Source organism: Paenibacillus sp. P32E, assembly GCF_001909085.1.
Classification (GTDB): Bacteria; Bacillota; Bacilli; order Paenibacillales; family Paenibacillaceae; genus Paenibacillus_AQ; species Paenibacillus_AQ helianthi.
The window spans coordinates 1-19380 of record NZ_LVYY01000024.1; the positions used below are offsets into that span (position 1 = coordinate 1).

14 protein-coding genes and 1 riboswitch are annotated in these 19380 nt (G+C 50.3%); of the genes, 11 read left to right on the plus strand and 3 right to left on the minus strand.

From position 1 onward, the window contains the following. The 11 genes from A3848_RS19850 to A3848_RS19900 all read left to right on the plus strand — a co-directional run. The coding region (locus A3848_RS19850; RefSeq protein ID WP_178382038.1) for a transposase at positions 1-208 on the plus strand (208 nt) is incomplete at its 5' end. Between the two features lie 223 nt (positions 209-431). Then, positions 432-1544 (plus strand): ABC transporter substrate-binding protein, encoded by a 1113-nt coding sequence (locus A3848_RS19855; RefSeq protein ID WP_074086603.1) that lies wholly within the window; start codon positions 432-434, stop codon positions 1542-1544. Between the two features lie 99 nt (positions 1545-1643). Then, complete coding sequence (locus tag A3848_RS19860; RefSeq protein WP_074086604.1) at positions 1644-2567, plus strand: ABC transporter permease; 924 nt, start codon at positions 1644-1646, stop codon at positions 2565-2567. Then, a complete protein-coding gene (locus tag A3848_RS19865) occupies positions 2564-3364 on the plus strand; it encodes an ABC transporter permease (RefSeq protein WP_074086605.1) in 801 nt (266 codons plus the stop codon). The genes A3848_RS19860 and A3848_RS19865 overlap by 4 nt, the downstream gene beginning before the upstream one ends. Positions 3365-3404: 40 nt before the next feature. Further along, positions 3405-4448, plus strand: a complete 1044-nt coding sequence (locus tag A3848_RS19870; protein WP_074086606.1) for an ABC transporter ATP-binding protein — start codon at positions 3405-3407, stop codon at positions 4446-4448. A gap of 753 nt (positions 4449-5201) precedes the next feature. Further along, positions 5202-5438 carry a DUF6953 family protein gene (locus tag A3848_RS19875; protein ID WP_074086607.1) on the plus strand — a complete coding sequence of 79 codons (237 nt, stop codon included), beginning with the start codon at positions 5202-5204 and terminating at the stop codon, positions 5436-5438. 250 nt (positions 5439-5688) lie between these two features. Beyond that, a riboswitch (cyclic di-GMP riboswitch) is annotated at positions 5689-5781 on the plus strand. A gap of 51 nt (positions 5782-5832) precedes the next feature. After that, positions 5833-7917: an S-layer homology domain-containing protein gene (locus A3848_RS19880; protein WP_074086608.1), complete on the plus strand. Its 2085-nt coding sequence runs from the start codon at positions 5833-5835 to the stop codon at positions 7915-7917. Between the two features lie 25 nt (positions 7918-7942). Next, on the plus strand, positions 7943-15013 hold the full coding sequence (locus A3848_RS19885; RefSeq protein ID WP_178382044.1) for a DUF6531 domain-containing protein: 7071 nt from the start codon (positions 7943-7945) through the stop codon (positions 15011-15013). 21 nt (positions 15014-15034) lie between these two features. Further along, on the plus strand, positions 15035-15925 hold the full coding sequence (locus tag A3848_RS19895; protein WP_074086609.1) for a hypothetical protein: 891 nt from the start codon (positions 15035-15037) through the stop codon (positions 15923-15925). Positions 15926-16049: 124 nt separating this feature from the next. Next, positions 16050-16223, plus strand: a complete 174-nt coding sequence (locus tag A3848_RS32425) for a hypothetical protein (RefSeq protein ID WP_178382045.1) — start codon at positions 16050-16052, stop codon at positions 16221-16223. A gap of 119 nt (positions 16224-16342) precedes the next feature. Beyond that, complete coding sequence (locus A3848_RS19900; protein WP_074086610.1) at positions 16343-16909, plus strand: hypothetical protein; 567 nt, start codon at positions 16343-16345, stop codon at positions 16907-16909. A gap of 205 nt (positions 16910-17114) precedes the next feature. Here the strand turns inward: A3848_RS19900 and A3848_RS19905 are convergent, their stop codons facing one another. The 3 genes from A3848_RS19905 to A3848_RS19915 form a co-directional block, all read right to left on the minus strand. Continuing rightward, positions 17115-17738: a hypothetical protein gene (locus A3848_RS19905; RefSeq protein ID WP_074086611.1), complete on the minus strand. Its 624-nt coding sequence runs from the start codon at positions 17736-17738 to the stop codon at positions 17115-17117. Further along, positions 17728-18303 (minus strand): RNA polymerase sigma factor, encoded by a 576-nt coding sequence (locus A3848_RS19910; RefSeq protein ID WP_256702482.1) that lies wholly within the window; start codon positions 18301-18303, stop codon positions 17728-17730. Before A3848_RS19910 ends, A3848_RS19905 begins: the two co-directional genes overlap by 11 nt. Positions 18304-18436: 133 nt before the next feature. After that, on the minus strand, positions 18437-18970 hold the full coding sequence (locus A3848_RS19915) for a hypothetical protein (protein ID WP_074086612.1): 534 nt from the start codon (positions 18968-18970) through the stop codon (positions 18437-18439). Positions 18971-19380: the final 410 nt, after the last annotated feature.

The following is a 19380-nucleotide window of genomic DNA, read 5'->3' on the forward strand; positions in this document are numbered from 1 at the left end:
GAGTGAAGAAGGTTATGCCTTGGCCGTCCGCCGAATGACAGAACCAGAAAGCGTGTTTGGACAACTGAAGAACAACCGGGGCTTCCGGAGGTTTCTGCTTCGCGGCATGGGAAAAGTGACGCTTGAAGTCGGGTGGTTTTCCCTTGCTCATAATCTGCTGAAGCAAGCTGCCAATGATCAAAAACGCAGATCAGCGATCCTCCAATAACGGGAGAATCGCTGCTTTGCTCACTTTTTGAGGTCTTAAGAATGAAGAAAGCTGTCTAAGTCATAGAAAATCCACTTATGGGACAGCCCCTATTTTTTTTACAAATCTTACTACTCAGTTTAATGTCTGGCGAATAGTGTCCCCCTATACTTCAGTTGGGCAGCGAATAAGCTTGGATCAGAGAGGGAGCCCGCAAATCAGAAATAGGAGTGATAGGGAAATCATGAAAAAAAGATTCGCAAAACTTTTATCCATGGGTCTGCTGTTGTCCTTGCTCGTCCTGTTGCTTGCCGCTTGTGCCAACTCGGAAGCCAAAGCTGATAAAGAGAACGGCAATGCCGGGGCCAAAGAGCTGAGCTTAAACGAAATTGAAGCCGAAGCTACCAAAGAAGGCGCTGTAGTCAGTGTGGGCATGCCGGATTCGTGGGCTAACTGGAAGGATACCTGGAATGATATTACGGCCAAGTATGAAATTACACATACCGATACAGATATGTCGAGTGCAGAGGAAATTGCCAAGTTCGAAGCGGAAAAGGATAAGCCGACAGCCGATATTGGTGACGTGGGCATTGCCTTCGGTACGGTTGCAGTGGATAAAGGCGTAACCCAGCCCTACAAAACCTCCCATTGGGATGAGATTCCTACTTGGGCCAAGGATAAGGACGGCAACTGGGTTGTGGGTTATCAGGGCAGTATTTCTTTTCTGACCAATACCAAGCTAGTGGCTGACCCGCCGAAGAGCTGGGAGGACCTGAAGAACGGCAATTACAAAATCATCGTGGGCGATGTGACCAAAGCGGCTCAGGCCCAAATGGCTGTGCTCGCCGCAGCGATTGCTTTTGGCGGAGATGAGTCGAACATTGAACCGGGGATTGCCTTCTTTGAAGACCTGGCGAAAAAAGGCCGGCTCTCCAATGCTGAGGCTTCACTTGCCAACATCGAGAAGGGTGAAGTGGAAGTGACGCTGCTGTGGGATTTCAACGCGCTGAACTATAAGGACCAGATCGACAAAAATGGTTTTGACGTCGCGATTCCAAAGGAAGGCAGTGTGGTAAGCGGTTATGCGACGGTTATCAACAAATGGGCCCCGCATCCCAATGCGGCCAAGCTGACGCGTGAGTATATTCTTAGCGACGAAGGGCAGATCAATCTGGCGAAAGGCTATGCCCGTCCGATCCGCGACAGCGTGAAGCTGCCGGAGGATGTTGCCGCGAAGCTGCTGCCTCAAGCGGAATACGCCAATGTGAAGCCGGTTGGTGACTATAAAGTGTGGGAAAAAACCGCGAAGAGCCTTCCCCAGCTGTGGCAGGAACGCGTGCTTGTGCATTTGAACTAACCGCCTTAATAATCAGTTTTCATACAAGAGATATGGGGGCGCCTGAGCTGTATGCCTAAGGCGCCCGCTTGCTTATTCTTCACGAGAGGAGCGTGCAGGATGAAACAGAGACAACGCGGCCTGATGCTGGCCCTGGCTCCGTTTGTGCTGATGGTGCTGGCCTTTCAGGTGGTGCCTGTCTTCTCCATGCTGTCGGGCAGCTTCCGCAGCGCGGACGAAGCGGGTTTCACCCTGGCCAACTACCGGCATGCGCTGAGCAGTGCCTACTATATGCAGGCGATCAAGAACAGCCTGCTAATCTCCGTCCTCTCCAGCCTGATCGGGGTGGGTGTAGGGCTTCTATGTGCATACTGCATTACCCGCTTTGCCCCTGCGGTACGGGACCGGCTGCTGATGCTGTCCAATATGACCTCGAACTTTGCCGGGGTTCCGCTGGCTTTTGCCTACATTATTCTGCTTGGCAACAATGGCGTGTTCACGCTGCTGTTCAAACAGTGGGGCTGGAGCGTATTTGGCGGATTTAACCTGTACAGCTGGTCCGGTCTGATTCTGGTGTACGTCTATTTCCAGATTCCGCTGGCCTTATTGCTGCTGTACCCGGCGTTCTATGGCATCCGGGAGCAGTGGAGGGAAGCGGCTTCCCTGCTTGGAGCAGGATCCTGGCAGTTCTGGAAGACGGTCGGTCTGCCGGTGTTGTCTCCGGCAATCTTCGGTACACTTGGCATTCTCTTCGCCAATGCGATGGGCGCTTATGCTACTGCCTACGCGCTGGTTGGCGGGAACTATAATCTGCTCGCTGTCCGTATCGGTTCATTAGTTGCTGGTGATGTGGTGACCCAGCCGGAGATGGGCAGCACCCTGGCGGTTCTGCTGGCACTAAGTACGCTGCTGGCTGTGTTCCTTAATCAGCGGATGGTGCGGCGGATGGAAGGATTCGGCGGCAGAATTCCTGCCAGGCAGGAGCGCAGCAGCGGACGATCCAACCGGCGCTGGCCAGCAGTCCGTGAGGAGGCGGGACCATGAATACGCGCAAAGCGGGCTTCGCCCCGCGCACCTTCATGCTCCTGCTCATGGTCTATTTGCTGCTGCCGCTGCTGGCAACGGGATTATATGCTTTTGCCCAGGATTGGCAGAATACGCTGCTGCCCCGCAGCTGGACACTTAGCTGGTTCAGTGACATGTTTCGGGATATCCGCTTTCTGGAAGCGCTGTGGACTTCGCTGTATCTGTGCATCATCAGCGTGCTGCTCAGTCTTGCCGTGATGCTGCCGGCTGTTTTTGTCATTACGGTTTATTTTCCGCGCTGGGAGAGCTTCATGAAGGGGATTGTTGTTCTGCCTTACGCTGTGCCGGGAGTTGTGGCGGCTGTAGGTCTAATCCGCACCTATTCCTCTGGCCCTTTCGACATTTCAGGTACTGCTTATTTGCTGGTCGGGGCGTATTTCGTGGTCATCCTGCCGTATATGTATCAGGGCATCCGCAACAGCTTGCTGAGTGTATCGGCTGTAGAGCTGCTGAATGCCGCTGAGCTGCTTGGGGCCAGGAGACGGACTGCTTTTGTAAATGTGATTCTGCCGAATATCTGGCCGGGGGTCATGGTCTCCGCGCTGTTGTCCTTCTCCGTGCTGTTTGGGGAGTTCGTACTGACGAATATGCTGGTGGGAGGCCATATCCAGACGATTCAGGTCTATTTGTACCAGCGGGTGGGGGAAAGCGGACATTTGGCCAGCGCGATTGCCATCTCCTATTTTGTATTTATTCTGCTGCTGTCGGCCGTGCTGATGAAGCTTGGCATGAAGTTTAAAGGGCAGGCGAAGTAAGGTCTAGCGGCCGGAGGTCCACAATAAGGGGGATAAAGGAATGGAAGATTATCTGAAGCTGGAAGGTGTCCGCAAAAGCTTTGGTGATACGCCTGTGCTGGCTGGAGTAGATCTGAACATCGCAGAGGGGGAGCTGATCACGCTGCTGGGCCCTTCCGGCTGCGGCAAAAGCACGCTCCTGCGCTGCATCGCCGGGCTGACCGAGCTGGACAGCGGCAGTATCAGGCTCGCGGATAAGGAGCTGACGAAGCTGCCGCCGCGCAGCAGGGATGTGGGCATGGTGTTCCAATCCTATGCGCTGTTCCCCAATCTGACCGTCAGCCAGAATGTGGAATACGGAATGCGCATGCGCGGCGTTGCACCGGCGGCACGGCGCAGCCGGTGCGAAGAACTGCTGGCGCTGGTCGATCTAGAAGACAAGCGCGGTGTCTATCCGCAGGCGCTGTCCGGCGGACAGCAGCAGCGGGTGGCGCTGGCGCGCTCGCTGGCCGTCCAGCCGAAGCTGCTGCTGCTGGACGAACCGCTCAGCGCGCTCGACGCCAAAATCCGCAAGAATCTGCGCGCGGAAATCCGCGATATTCAGCGGCGGCTGGGCATGACGACGCTGTTCGTCACCCACGACCAGGAGGAAGCACTGATCCTCTCGGACCGGATCTGCATCATGAACCAGGGGCGCATGGTGCAGGAAGGTTCCCCGGAGCAGCTGTACACAGCGCCCCGCACAGAATTCGCGGCCCGGTTCATGGGCAGCTATAACGTATTCAACCGGGCGGAGGCACTCGCGTTGTTCCGCAGGATCGACAGCCGCTCCGACCGTTTTGCAATCCGCCCCGAGGCGGTAACCCTGCTGGCTGAAGGTGAAGCAATTCAGGATGATGCGGATGGCATGGTGGATGTACGCGGACAGGTTCAGTCCGTGTCGATTCTGGGCAATATCATCCGCGCCACGGTCATGGCAGAGGGGATCATTCTGACCGTAGACCTGCTGAATGACGGCCGCTGGCTGCGGGTTCGGGAAGGGGATTGTGTGACCCTGTTGCTTGATCCCTCCCAGCTGCTGCATCTGGAGCAGGAGGGGGCGTAGAGGCGGGGATATAAGTCCTGACTCCAAGGCTTAGCGTCGATCCTTTCGCTGGAATGGACGTTTGCTATGTGTATCGCTCAACATTCTTAAACTATGATTACTTATCGTTGTTATAAAAATTTATGTAGAAAAACTACCACTAATCAGCTGGAATTACGGTATCGCAGCACTGCAGTGGAAAAAGTAAAACTAAAAATCTACTTTCAGCCCGAATTATCCATATTGATCAATATTAAGTGGATTAATTCCAACTAATACTAGTATTTCTACGATTTATCGGAAATTAATTGTATAAATGCCAACTAATCTCCGTCGTGATACGTAAGCTAGCCTTTATTGTTCAGCATAAACGATATAGAGTTGCTTCAGAATCGATCTCTGTGCATTGATTAATCTCTGTAGGAACAGAGAATTCATTGGGTAGTGTATTCTAATTCTTAAATTCGGCTTATACACCGCCAAGCAGCGAACCTGCGCGGGGAGGCGGAAGAGTGACCGTCTGATTTCACTTCTTTCACTTCTTCCGCTTCTTCCACTTCTTCTAATCCTTTCTATGCGAACCTGTTCTACCCGAATGGCCTTGACTGTTGCCCGTCCGTCGTGCTGTTCATTCCCCGTTCTTGTTCTTCGGCCCGCCTCTTCGCTCTCCACTGTCCCGTCTCTTGCCCTGTCCAGTGAACCTCCCGAGTGACCATATTCATGCTATAATGGGAAGGCATTGTAGAGGGATTTACAGGAAGGAGCAGTACCCTGATGGAAGTAACTGCACAAGAGGTAGCGGAGTGGATGGTCAAGGAGATCCGTTTTACGGGAACCCTGTACCAGACCGCTGCGATTGAATATGTGAAGGCTAATTTTGGCGAGCAGTTTGTATTTGTGAATGAGAACGGGAATGCTTCGTTGTCCAAGGATGTGAAGAAGGCCTTCCGCAAGCTGCACGGCGGAAGAATCGCCTGGGACCGTGACGGATTCCTGTGGGCATGGACCTGAAATATGCCCTGAAGCCAGCTATGACACTGCTTACAGCGAAGCCCTTTTTGCTTGTCCAGTAGAAGAAGTATAGAAGCTGACTATAAACCACATGCGGGGCATCCCCTGCATGTGGTTTTTTCTATGCCCAAATCCCTAAAAAAGGGAAAAATAGAACATCTTAATTCTACAGGAATAAATTCCGATAATGATAGAGTCCTGTACATCGAAAGTCACGAATACATAAGGGTAAAGGGACTGAAAACCGAGTTTGGAACAAAGGCAAATCCGTACGAAAGTCGGAGACGCAAAGCCACGGGCCTACTTCATCCGGGAAGGATGTTAGGGCAGCCGGGCCGCTCAAGGCACTTGGTTTTTTGGCGTGCCTACAAATAGCGCTGGGGGAGAGAAGTGAATGAGGTTGGAAAGGGAAATGAAGTTGTCGCGGCCCCTTGTGGCCGCAGTGGCGGTGGTATGTATGCTTGGGGGCCTGTTAAGCGGGGGGTTCAGCATGAAGCAGGTCTCGGCAGCGGGGACAGATCCGGGCAGAACGGACTACAGTGTATCCGGTGACCGGATCGTATGGCTGGAAGCAGATGCAGGCGGGGTCAAACAGGTGCACGCGCTGAATCAATCCAGTGGTGCGGGTACGGTACTTACGACGAGCTCATCCGCCAAGGACGCCCCTTCAGTGGGCGGCAGTATTGCCGTGTGGGCGGACAAGGGAACGGAGCAGGAATCTTCCCTGAACTGGGATATCTACTCTGCAAATCTTGCAACAGGCACCCGCATCAAGCTTAACAAGCAGTCCGGCCAATATGGGAATCCGACTACGGATGGAGTTGGCGTGGTCTGGTACGAGCGCAAAAATTACGGCAGCATGATCTATCATGATCTGGCTACGGGGGTTGAAGCCGACCTCGGCGAAGGACGGTTCCCGGTACTGGCAGGTGGAGATGTGGTGTATAAGAATGCCCGTGACGGGGGTCTCAGTCTGCTGGATGTAAGCAGTGGAGTCACGCGTGCGCTTGTTAGTCTGGGCGGAGCGAATTACGTGGACTGGTTTGTTTTTAACGGGAGCCATGTGCTGTTTAAGCAAAAGAACGGCGCCTCTGAGAGTAAGTATGTGCTTCTGAATATCAAAGACCTGACGGCACAGCCTGTGGATCTCACGGAGATGAAGCCTGGAGGAACAGAGTATGCCTTCATGTCCATAGGTGGAGGACAGGCCGTTTTTCAAGAGGATGTTAACGGTGCAGTTACGCTGCAGCAGGTGGATCTCTCTACTTATGCAGTGAAGCCTCTGCCGGCGGTACCGGCCGGGGCGAAGCTGATCGGAATTAACGGAAGTAAGCTGTTGTACAGCAAGAAAGACGACTACATAGAATCAGTGGAATTAAAAGATGGAAGCCTCCCGACTCCAAGTCCGGGAACAACTCCATCCCCGGGTACAACGCCAAATCCAGGTACCGGCTCGAACTCGGGCTCAACCCCGGAAGTGAAGATCCCTGTAATAACCGGAGCCAAGGATAGTCAGGTTATCGGCAGTGCCGGCGGTATCTTGTCTGTACTGAATGGCTTGGCGCGGCTGGAGATTTCAGCAGGAACCTTCAAGGACAATACCACTGTAAGCTTGGCCCAAGCGGAGCTGGAGACACAGGCACTGATCGACGCAAACGGCAAAAAACTGCTGAAGGCAGGTTCCGCCTGGCAGATACAAGCGAGTTCTCCATTTCTGATCCCGGCCAAACTGGCGGTTCAATATCCCAAGGAAGAGCCTTGGACGACAAGTCGTGAAAAGCTTGGAATCTACAGCTACAATCCGGCAAAAGGCAACTGGACCTATATCGGGGGAGTGACTGCAGCGGAGAATGGATTTGTGCAGGCCAAGATTACAGCCTCCGGACTGTATGCGGTTATGCTGCGCGATATTGATTTCACAGATTTGTCAGGCCATTGGGCACAGCAACAGGTAGAGGTACTCGCCGCAAGAGGAATCGTGAACGGGATGAACGGAACCGTGTATGCGCCAAAAGGTATTTTGACCCGGGCGGAATTCACGAAGCTGCTGGCAGCAGCTCTTCAGTTGCAGCCGGTGCAGCCGGATACGGCGACCTTCCGTGATGTCCCGGCGGCGAGCTGGTCTTACCCATATGTGGAGGCGGCAGCCAAGGCCGGAATCGTAACCGGCGAAGCCAGATTCTTTCATGGCAATGATCCGCTGACCCGTGAACAGATGATGGTGATGCTGATGCGGGCGATTGACAGCACTACGGGCAACAAGGCTACTGCTGCGGATGCGGTCAAGCGTGAGGCTGGACTCTCCGGATTCAAGGATAATGACAGCATTAGCGCATGGGCACGGGAATCTGTAGCTGCTGCAGTCGAGAAGAAGCTGGTGCAGGGCAGCGCACAGCTTTTGAAGCCTAAGCATTCATCCACGAGAGCCGAGGCGGCTGTCATTATGTACAAGCTGCTGGCCGAGTTGAAATTACTCTAACTTATAACGGATAGGAGATCAGTCTATGACATTTCGAAAGATAACAAGGAAGTGGCGCAGCGGTAGTATGAAAACACGTGTGAACCTTATGCTTGCGCTGCTGCTGGTCCTCTCTTACGTCCCGGTTGTTCCGGGACTTACCAAGCTCACATCGTCAGCCTTTGCAGCGACCAATATGCGGATTGAGCCCAGTGAGCTGAGCCCGGGACCCGGTAAAAGTGTTGAAATCTCGTTCAGCTTCAATGCGGCGGATGACGGCCAGGAGTCTCACAAGACCAACATCAACCTGTGTACTCCGCAAAAAGACGGTTCTGCCCCGCTCCTGGGGGATCTGATTACGAGCGGAGATTATCAAACGAAACAGAACGGTCAATACATCGTTCATAAATATCAGTGGGATGGCAAGATTGGAGGCGTACCGCTGGAGGAAGGGCGTTATAACGTCTGCATCTCCCCTGCCGAATATAACGGAGTTGGCGTATACTACGGGCAAATTGCCAGCTTCGAAATTCTTGGCGGCGACGAAGTAGCACCTCCGGCAGCATTGCAGATCAAACCTGCTGCCTCTGGACAATCTGTGGTATCCGGAACTGCTGAACCAGGAACCCTGCTTGAATTAGAGCTCTACTATCCATCCAGTAGGGAGGAAAAGCTGTTCTCCAATATTGCAGTCAATAACGCAGGACAATGGAGCCAGCAGATCGGGATCACACCGGGTGAAGCTGCGCATATCACGGCGAGAGCGAAGAAAGACGGCAAGCTCTCAGGGTATTCGGAGCCGCTTGCGGTGCTGCGTGCGCCTATGCCTGCTTTTTCAATCAGCTGGGAAGCCCTGGCGGCTTATTATTATAAGCTGGATACGGTGCAAGCCATGAAGGAGAAGGCACAAGACATTGCCGTCCTGAACCAGTCGGCTGCTTCCTCGGGAACGGTCAGCGGACTGAGCTCCATTCTGCTGGTCAATCCGCAGACTATCCGGGCCATTGCCAGCGGGGATCTGATGCAATTTACGGAAGCAGCCATTCATGACCGGCTGCGGATCGTGAACCCGTCGGGACAGGCGCCGGTTGATCCGGCCCGGGGTGATTTTGTCTACTCGACAGATTCAATTACATTGCAGGCATTGATGCCGCTGCAATTCAGGTTGAGCTATTTAAGTCGTGACCCGTTCACAGGTGTCGCTGGACTTGGCTGGCATCACAGCTATGAATGGAAACTGAAACCGCTGAGCGGCGGCAAGGTGGAGGTCATGAGCCCGGACGGTTCGCTTTTTGAATATGTACCGTTGTCCGGAGGAGCGTATCTGACCCCGCGCGGGACCGACTGGACGCTAAGTGCGCCATCTGCCGGGACCTATACCCTCACATCGCCTCAAGGCGATGGTTACCGCTTCAATGCGGAAGGATTGCTGCAATCGGTCACGGACTTGAATGGGAATAAGATCACTTTTTCATATCAGGGAACGAAGCTGGAGGCGGTCAATACAGCCGGGGCATCCCTAAGTCTAAGCTATGATGGAGCAGGCAAGCTGATTGCTGTAAGTGACCCGGCCAGCCGGCAAATGTCATTTCATTACGATACGGCAAGTGGAGATCTGACCTCGATTACAGATGTGGACGGAGCCACAACCAAGCTTACCTATGATAACAGCCATCATGTACTCAGCGTAACGGATGCCAAGGGTGCTGCGACGATGGGCGTAGCCTATGATGACCATCAGCGTGTGACCAGCTTTACCGACTTTTACGGGAATACGAGTTCTTCGAGCTATGAAGGGCGCGTGGCTCCAGTGGTCCGGGGCGAAGAGCCTGATGACGGTCAGACAGGGATAGACCCTGCGAACGGACGGGATATTCCGGACTCGGATGAAGTGATTTTGTCTGGTACGATGAACAATCTCGCCCATGCACCGGCATATAAGAAGGTAGAAGGGCTGAAACCGCTCATAGCCGATTATTTAGCGGCCAGCATCGGAACCATTGAGAGCAAACGGAATGCTTATATTGCCTCAGCAGTTGCCGCTCCAGGCGGGATTGCTGACATTCAAAGTGCGATTGCGTCCAGCAGTACTTCACCTGCAGTGGTCAGTTCGGGCCAGCTGAATGTTGAAGATAGTGTTACCTTCGGATCACCGAGCAAGCCCATAGTCCTGATCCTGGACGGGATGAATACAAATAAAGATATCACCGTGCGCGTATACGGCACATTGATTCTGAAGCAGGGACTGAACGCCAACACCAAGCTTGCACTCGATGTGCAGAAGGTCCAAGGCTTATACGGCAATCTGTGGTCCGGGGGAACGATTCATCTCAACAATGATTCTTCCGTTACTGTGGGGGATACGCTGCAAACCGGCAGTCTGACCTACAACAGCGGCGGGCTGACCATAGATGCGAAGCGGATTCTGATTGCGGGAGATTTGTCGATCAACACCCGTGTGGAGATGAACATTGCCCAGGAAATGGTCGTCGGCGGGATTGTGTCCAATAACCAGACCGCGAATTTGACGGTAACCGGCGGTGACTTATTCGTCCGTGACAATGTTAGTGTCAACAATAATCTGAATGTGCAGACTGGCGGGCTATTCGTTCTTGGCGGAGATATGACCCCGAACCAGACCCCTATCGTTCATGCGGGTGTAGGGACAGGCCAGACGATTTTGACCTATTCACAAAGTGGTGCCAACAGTGCAAACGGGGCCAATGGAGCGAACGGTGCCAGTGGTACCAGCAGTGCCAGCAATGCCAATGGAGCCGACAGAGCCAGTTCCGGACATGCTACAGCGGCAAGTACTGCCGGATTAGCCTCTTCGATCACCACTACGGCGAACAAGACCACATGGACCAATGCGCTGCATCAAGATACAACTTATGTATGGAACAACAATTTCAAGGTTGCACAGCGCCAAGCGGCGAATGGAGCCATCGTTAAATACAGCTATGATAGCAGTGACCAGGTAACAGGCATTACGGATGCTAACGCCAACAAAGGGAAATTGGCTTACGACGAGCGCGGAAATGTAACGCAGAGGACGGATGAGAGCGGTTATTCCACACTCACACGTTATAATGCCTTGAACCGTCCGGTTGAGGAGATCGATGCGCTCGGCAACCGCTCCGCGTATGCTTACGATACGGCAGGCAACCTGGTCAAAAGTACGGACGCCCTTGGCCACGCAGTCGCCATTGCCTGGGACAGCAAGGGAGTTCCTCTCTCCGTGACCGATGCGGAAGGGCATACCACGGCTTACACCAACGATGCCGACGGATTCGCCAAGGAGATCAAGGACCCAAGCGGCTACACGACCATTATTGAACGTGATACCCTGCACCGGACCACTCAGATCAAGGATGCGGAAGGCAAACTGCAGGCCGTTGAATATGACAAGAAAGACCGTGGGGTTACTGTCACCAATGCACTGGACCAGACGAGCAGCGTCACCTATGATGCCAATGGCAATCCGGTGGAGCAGACAGATGCAGCTGGAACCAAGAAGGTTAGCAACTATAATGTGTACCGTCTGAGCGGCACAGAGGACGCACTCCATAACAGTACCAGCCAGACCTATGATGCGCTTGGCCGTGTCAAAGAAGCGAAGGACGAAGCCGGAGCTGTTACGGCTTACAGCTACGACAGTGTCGGACAGCTGGAGGAAGTTACTGATGCTGAAGGCCAGGCGAGCAAATATACCTATGACGATAACGGAAACATGCTTACCCAGAAGGATGCAAAGGGTAACATTACCTCCTACACGTACGGTAAACGTAATGAACTGCTGAGCGTAACCGATCCGCTTGGGGCCAAGACCCGTTACCGCTATGATGCGGCAGGCCATACCATCAAAGAGACGGATGCGCTGGGCAACAGCACCTACTATGACTATAATGCGCTTGGACAATTGGTGAAGGAAACGGATGCGCTGGGTGCAGTAACCGAATACCAGTTTGACAAGAACGGCAACCAGGTCGCTGTCATCGACCCTAATCATTCGGTCTGGACGACCAAATACGACAGCCGGGGACTGGATGCCGGAACCATCAATCCGCTGAATGAAGAAACGACAGTCACCCGCAATGACCGCGGACTAATGACTGAATTTACAGATGCGGCGGGACAAAAGACTTCTTACGAATACGATGCGCTGGGACGCAGCACACTGGTGCGCAATGCCCTTGGGTATGAAACCTCCTATACCTATGACGCCCAAGGCAACATAGAGAAGATCGTGGATGCGGATCATCATGAGACGGCCTTTACGTATGATCCGCTCGGCCGCTTGACGGAAGTGAAGAATGCAGAGGGCAGTACTACTAAGTACGCCTATGACGCCTCCGGCAACCTGCTGGACAAGACCAACGCACTGGGAGCGGTGACCTCCTACCAGTACGATGCACTCAATCGGGTCACTGAATCAGTGAATCCGCTGCAGGAGAAGACGACTCTTACCTACGATGCCAACGGCAATCTGCAGAAGATCACAGAACCGGACAGCAATACAACCGTGTATGCCTATAATAAGGGCAATCAGGTGGAGCAGATTAAGTACGGCAGCAATCTTACGGTAAAATATGAATATGACCTTGCGGGACGTCGTACCCTCATGACAGACAGTACCGGGAATACGCGGTATACCTATGACGCACTGAACCGGCCAACGTCAGTCATTGATCCGCGTGGCAATAACGTGCGTTATGAATGGACCGCAACCGGACAGCGGAGTCGGATCATCTACCCGGATAACACCGTGGTCAGCTATGACTACGATAAGTTAGACCGGATCAAGCAGGTGACGGATGCGCAGAACCAGATCACCAGCTATCAATATGATGCGGGCGGACGCCTGACCGAGAAGCTGCTGCCGAACAGCGGGAAGAGTACCTATAGCTATGACGGCGTGGGGCAATTGCTGGAGATGAAGCATACGGCACCAGGCGGTGGGCTGCTGGAGCAGCTAACCTATGTCTATGATCCGGCTGGCAACAAAACACGCACGAAGCGCCTGGAAGGCGGTAGTGATGAGGATAATCCGAGCGGAGCTCAGCGTCCGGCAGACATCTCAGACTACGCTTACGATGCGCTGAACCAACTGGTGCAGGTGCAGAAGCAGAATGGCTCCAAGGTCGTCTACTCCTACGATACCGTGGGCAACCGGTTAGGGAAAGAAACCACAGAGGCCGGAAGTACCGCCATGGAGAGCTATACCTACGATGCAGCGAACAAGCTGACCCATTTCGAAAAAGGCAGCGACTATAAGGACTACACCTACGATAAGCGAGGCAATCTGCTGGAAGTGAGCGGGATCGACAGCGAATCGGCTTTGAAGCTGTTCACGGCGCAGGCGAATGCGCAGAAGATTTCAGTACCGGACAGTGTTTACTCGGATACAAAGGGACTGGAAGCGGGCAAGAATACAAGTGCAGATGCTGGAGCAGTCACAGCGACAGGCGTAGGTGCAACTACAGATGCAGTCACAACTACAGGTACTGTCAAAACGACAGATGCGTTGTCTGGGCTGTTAGATCCGTTGTCAACGATTGCAGGTCCTGCGGGAACACTCTTACCAGATGCTGCCGAAGCTTCATTATCCAGCTTACCGGATGCGAAGCTTGGATCAGGAGTCACGGAAGAGGTCTACGGAGCAGACAAAGCTCTGAACCCTGAAGCGATGCTGAAGGCTGCACTGGCCGCAGGCCCGCAAGTGCTGGAGAGCAACCGCTGGGATGCCTCGAACCGTCTGATCGGGAACACCAATATGAGTGGCGATATCACCACATATCAGTACGACGGTGACGGCAACCGGGTCAGCATGCGGACCACCCTCGGAGACGGTGCGATTCAGGATGCGTACCCGCCAGGAAATCCTGCCGGCAACCGGGATGGCTGGGAGCCGCAATATAAGAAGCGGCAGCTGGACATTTATTTTACCAATGACATCACCATGGGCATTCCGCAGCCTTTGACCGCAAGCGGAGCAGACGGACAGAACTGGAAGCAGTCGTATGTGTACGGAGCCGGTGAAGAACGGATCAGCATGAGCTATCTGGTAAGCGGAGACGCGAGCAACGATTGGGAGTCGACCGCCGGAGCCAGCGGAGCTAGTGCTATGTCTGCTGCGCCGAAGACACTCTTTTACTTGAGTGATGCACAGGGCAGCGTCATCGGCCTGGAAGGCCAGGACGGCATCATGTCCGCACGGTACCGCTACGACGAATTCGGCGTAGCTGAGAAACCGGAGAAATTCGACCTGAACGGATCCGGCCCGGACAACGTGTTCGGCTACACCAGCTTGGGCTACGATTACTACAGCGGCTACTCCCATGCGCAGGCGCGGGATTTTGACTCGAGTATTGGGCGGTTTATAAATGAGGATACGTATGAGGGGCAGATTGATAATCCGCTGAGTTTGAATTTGTATACGTATGTGAGGAATAATCCACTAAGATATATGGATCCAAGTGGACATAAGGATATTGATAGTACACCTAAGTTTGGGGATCCAGTCTATGGTACTGCAATTCATATGCAAGTAAAGAATACATTTCAACCTATTATGAATGGGTTATTAGGACCCAACGCTTTTCAATATAATTACAAAGTGAACTATGTAGATGGAACTTACGGTTACGCAGACTTTGTGATTAATACACAAGGAACACTCCAAGTTTATGAATTGAAACCTATCACATATTATAAAAATGCCCAGAGGAATATTGATGGGAAAGCGCAACTAAGCAAGTATGTTAATGGTTTGAACTTAGAGGGGAAACCTGCTGTGAGAGGTGTTTTATGGAACCCCGATAAGGTCAGATTAAAACACCCATATGATCCAACCAAAGAAATTGTACTTGAAACACATTATTCAACAGATCCAGGGATGATATACTATTACGAAAGAAGGAAAACATCTACTGAAGAACCGGTTTATATTACAGTACCACTACCTGAAAAGGAGGAGGAGAAGGAGACGAATAACAATTTACTAAAGGCGGGAACAATTACCGGTGGTGCTTATGTAACTTATAGAGTTATTCGATTCGTTCCGTCCTTATTACCGCCATTATGGTGGACTATCCCGGAAAACGCAGTAATTCCTTAACAGTAGATTGGAGTGTGAAGTATGCAGCTAGTCATAAACTTTGACCGTCAATTAGATGAAGAGACCTATTATTTAGTGGATGGCCTTGCAAGAACAAGAAGAATGAAAAGAGATGTTACGATACTCTCTACAATGGTTCCAGGTAAGGACGTGGGGATAGATGGAGAATTTTATTATAATCCACTGGATTTTTCAGATTCTGGACAGAGCATAGATCCCTCCATTGTTGATTATAATACTCCGCCAAGCTGCCAGCCGGATCTCTGGTTGCATTGGAAACCGACCAGAGATCGTAAGCAAATGATATGGGCCGACAGCGAACAAACGGTAAATATTTTGGAATGGTTAGTTTATTTGATTCAAAAAGTTTTTGGACCAAAAGGTTATTTCTTGAGTGGAGATGTGCAAGTCTCCGACTCGCTCAGAATAAGGATAGAGAACAGTGAGCTTTTATTGAATGAAAGAGCTATTGATGCTATGGAAATTTTGATGAATATTATGATGTCAAATATGAGAGTGGATTTGAATACATCAATTGTACCCGGACGAATACTCAAGATGGAAATGTCTCCTGATCAGAAATGGGCCATAGAGGTCGAAGACACCAGTTCGGAACTAATAACGGTATTATCGTCGGTTGAGAATGAGATCACCTTGGTACAGTTGTATAGTGATGTATTATTCGGCTATTCTGGCCGTCTCGAACTGGATACTAAAGCTATCGAAATTCATTGGAGTGATGATGCAATGAGATCCGGAGTTGTCTTTGACGGTATTCTAGTGACAGTCTATGACTTGGCAAACCAAAGAATGATAAAGTCCACGATGAGTGGTGGTAAACTGACCCCTGTTCCTGCTAATTATTTTGAGGAAGGGATTATTGGAAACTCGGGACAAATAATTAGTATATAGTTGAATAGGGATTTTTGATATAGCTGATTTTGTATGGTTTCCATATGAAAATCAGCTTTTTTTTCAACAACTTATTGCAAACGTAGACAGCATCTCAGCACGTTATCGCTACGACGAATTCGGCGTGGCCGAGAAACCGAAGGAATTCGACCTGAACGGGTCCGGCCCGGACAACCTATTCAGCTACACGAGCCTTGGCTATGATTACTACAGCGGGTACTCTCATGCGGAGGCGCACGATTTTGACTCTAGGGTGGGGCGGTTTATTGATGAGGATACGTATGAGGGGCAACCTTAGATAAAATTAACGGTTTTGGGATTACAATTCATGGTTTTGAGGGGAATAGTATTGAGTTTGATGAACAGTTTTAACAGTAATATTCCCAGAAACTAATTAAGAAAGGATTGATTGAATGAATGAAATCAACAAAAACAAATAAAATTAAACCGTTAATTAAATCGGTATTGATAGCCATCATTTCATTTAGTGTATTATTTGGGGGTTGTAAATTTTTACTAGGGAATCTCCTGTGGTCAACTTGGGAGTACAAGGTAAAAGATTTTGATACCTATAAAAGCGATTTCCAGACTATAGCGGACTTGGCTTATCGTGAGTTTAGCAAAGGTCAAATGAAGAGCTCTTATATAAATGTAGAAGAGAAACCTGATGGAACAGTCAATTTAAATTATGAAAATGTCAACACTGAAGATTTCGTAGAAGTACCGATGAGCCAAAAAGAGAAAAAGTCTCTGGAGAAAATTGTGGCGAAAGCTTTTCATCAAGGCGATATGGCTTATTTATCTGTTATCAGAGTTTATAAAGACCAAGTAGAATTTGAAATCGAAAATGGTCAGTATTCATTGATATACAGAAAAGATGAACATAAACCTAAATTTTTAAACAAGTCGTCATCTATCCAAGGAACCTTTAAAGTGAAGAAGATATCAGACCACTGGTATCATGCAAGGTTCGTAGAAGATTAGTAAATGTTTGATTCAATAATTATAACGAATAGAGAGAACCTAAAAGATTGGACAGTAGGCTAGGTACTTCAACTTGTCGAAGCTTCAGTATAGATAAAAGCCCATCTCCCGGATAGCGGAAGAAGGGCTTGGTTGTATGCCGAATGTCAAACCCTTCTGCATATTTCTATTCACATGTTATCATTCAGGTTTGTGCTTTATGCAATCACCGCACGCTCTCAACAGTATTTTTCAGTTCCTGTTCGGATACAGGCTTAGTAAATTGCACGGAATAGGAGAAGCCGTCGCTTTGCCAAAGCGCAAGTACGTATTGATGATCAGTTCCTTTCATAGTTACGACGTTTCCATTAATGGTTAAGTCCTTAATACTGGGGTACTCTGCATAATCTCCACTTACTTCCTCGTTGCCGGATGACATTCTGAATACAACGCTATTGGCTTCTCCCGTGTAGGTGACTTGCCCAAGCTCATTCCAGTAAGCCGTATACTGTACGCTATCAACGATAAATGGTAAATGTTCGGGTTCCCGCATGGTGAATCCTACAGCCTTGGACAAGTCTTGAACTGAATGGAGTTCAACGATGTTGGGTTTCACCATAACCGGAGGGTCGCTTGGTGTTTGGGTAGCGTGGTGGATTATTAATGAACCCGCCAACAAAAACATGAAACATGCTGCTATGGCGATGTACCTTCTGTAAGGTGAAAAAGAGAATCTTGTTTTGTTTGGTTCCTGTTCCCAATCCAGCTTTTGAAGACGATCTAGAATGCGCTCTTGTATCTCTGGGGTAACTTCTATCCTCTTCATCACTTCATTATACTTATTCTTCAAAATCGTACCCCTCCTTCAGTACAACCTTAAGCTTGGCTCTTGCTCGCAGCAGACATGAACGTACCGTTGACTCTCTGGCTGTTAATAAAGATGCGATTTGAGCCGTAGAATAGCCCTCATGATAATAAAGGTGTACGACCTCACGATATTTCATTGGAAGCTGCTTGACAGCCTCCCACAAAAAAGCCAGATCCTCTGCGGCGCTTGCTACCAGGTCTTCATTGAGATCATCGGTTTTACGGACCTTATTATAATTGATCTTGTTTTTGCTAATATTCATGGCAACCCTTAGAAACCATGCCTTTTCATGCTCGGGGGATTCAAAATGAGGTTGAGCTTTTATATATTGTATCAATGTATCCTGCAAGACATCCTCTGCATCACTCGTGTTGTGCAGATAAGAATAGGCAAGACGCAAGACACTCTTCCCATAGAGAGACATTAATTTCTGGGCTTGGTCATTTATCTGTGCTGACCGTAAATGCTCCTGCATGGGAAGTACCTTGTTACGGCTGTCCCCGGCTGCCGCAGAAAACAAGGAGTACAACGGGGAACAAAGCTCCATCCTTAAGAGAAGGAACCATTCCCAAATCAGATTCCGCTTCCTGCATATACCAATCATCCGATCACCTTCCTGAATTAGGCTATGGCGGTCCTGCGGCTACAGTCCCGCCATCCCCGTACATCCTCTGGTTTAATTAATGAATCGTGTCAACCATTGCACTTACGGCAGCAGCATCGAGGACAGCCTCGTCACTTGTAGACGAGATCGAATAGGTATATTCCCCGTCAATCCATGTAGCAACGCGGATTTTACCATCATCCCCTTTGGTTACGACTTTCTTGTCGCCAACCGTTAACGAAAGATTTTCGCTATATTTGTTATGATCTCCGCTAATATCCTTACTGCCCTTTGCTTTACGGATCACTAACTGCTCATCGCCAGATTGATAAGTAATCTGAATCATGTCATTTTTAATCGCCTCGATCAGCTTCTGGGTGTAGCCTGCAGGTACTTGGGATGGCAGTGTAATAGTAACCCCGGCAAACGTTTCTGCTTCTGCAATGCTATCAAATTTTTGAAAAGGATTAGGAATCTGGGCATTCTTTGCCCCGATGACTTGCGTACTTTTCGGCGCTTGAGAATTGTTTTTTGCAGACCCGTTAGTAGAACACGCCGTAAAGGACATCAACATCATACCGCTAAGTACAACAGCTACCATTTTTTTCATTGTTATAACTCCCTCTCTTATTTGGCTCAAAATTTACCACCGTTTCCGTGGTTCTGCCCTATATACATTTGAGGAAGCGATTATGTTGCAATGCTAAAAAATTATTCACAAAAACATTTGCCTTGAAGTAAGCTGGACAGGGAAAAGTTCTTGTTGAAAAATCGGCAAATGAAAAAAATAACCCAATTAAGCGAATTATGGCATCCTTTTTGAAACCAAACCAGTACAATTACTTGTCTGGTTTATTGACAGGAACAAGTGCATACAAGAACAGTGCCGGTAATGCAAGCTGGGCAAGAGATAAAAGTTAATCCGTGCGTTTTTTAATGCGAATTTGGCAGGAACCATACAGCCCCTTCGGGCAGAACGTGCAGGGAACTCATGATTTCATGATTCCGGCTACGTCTGTT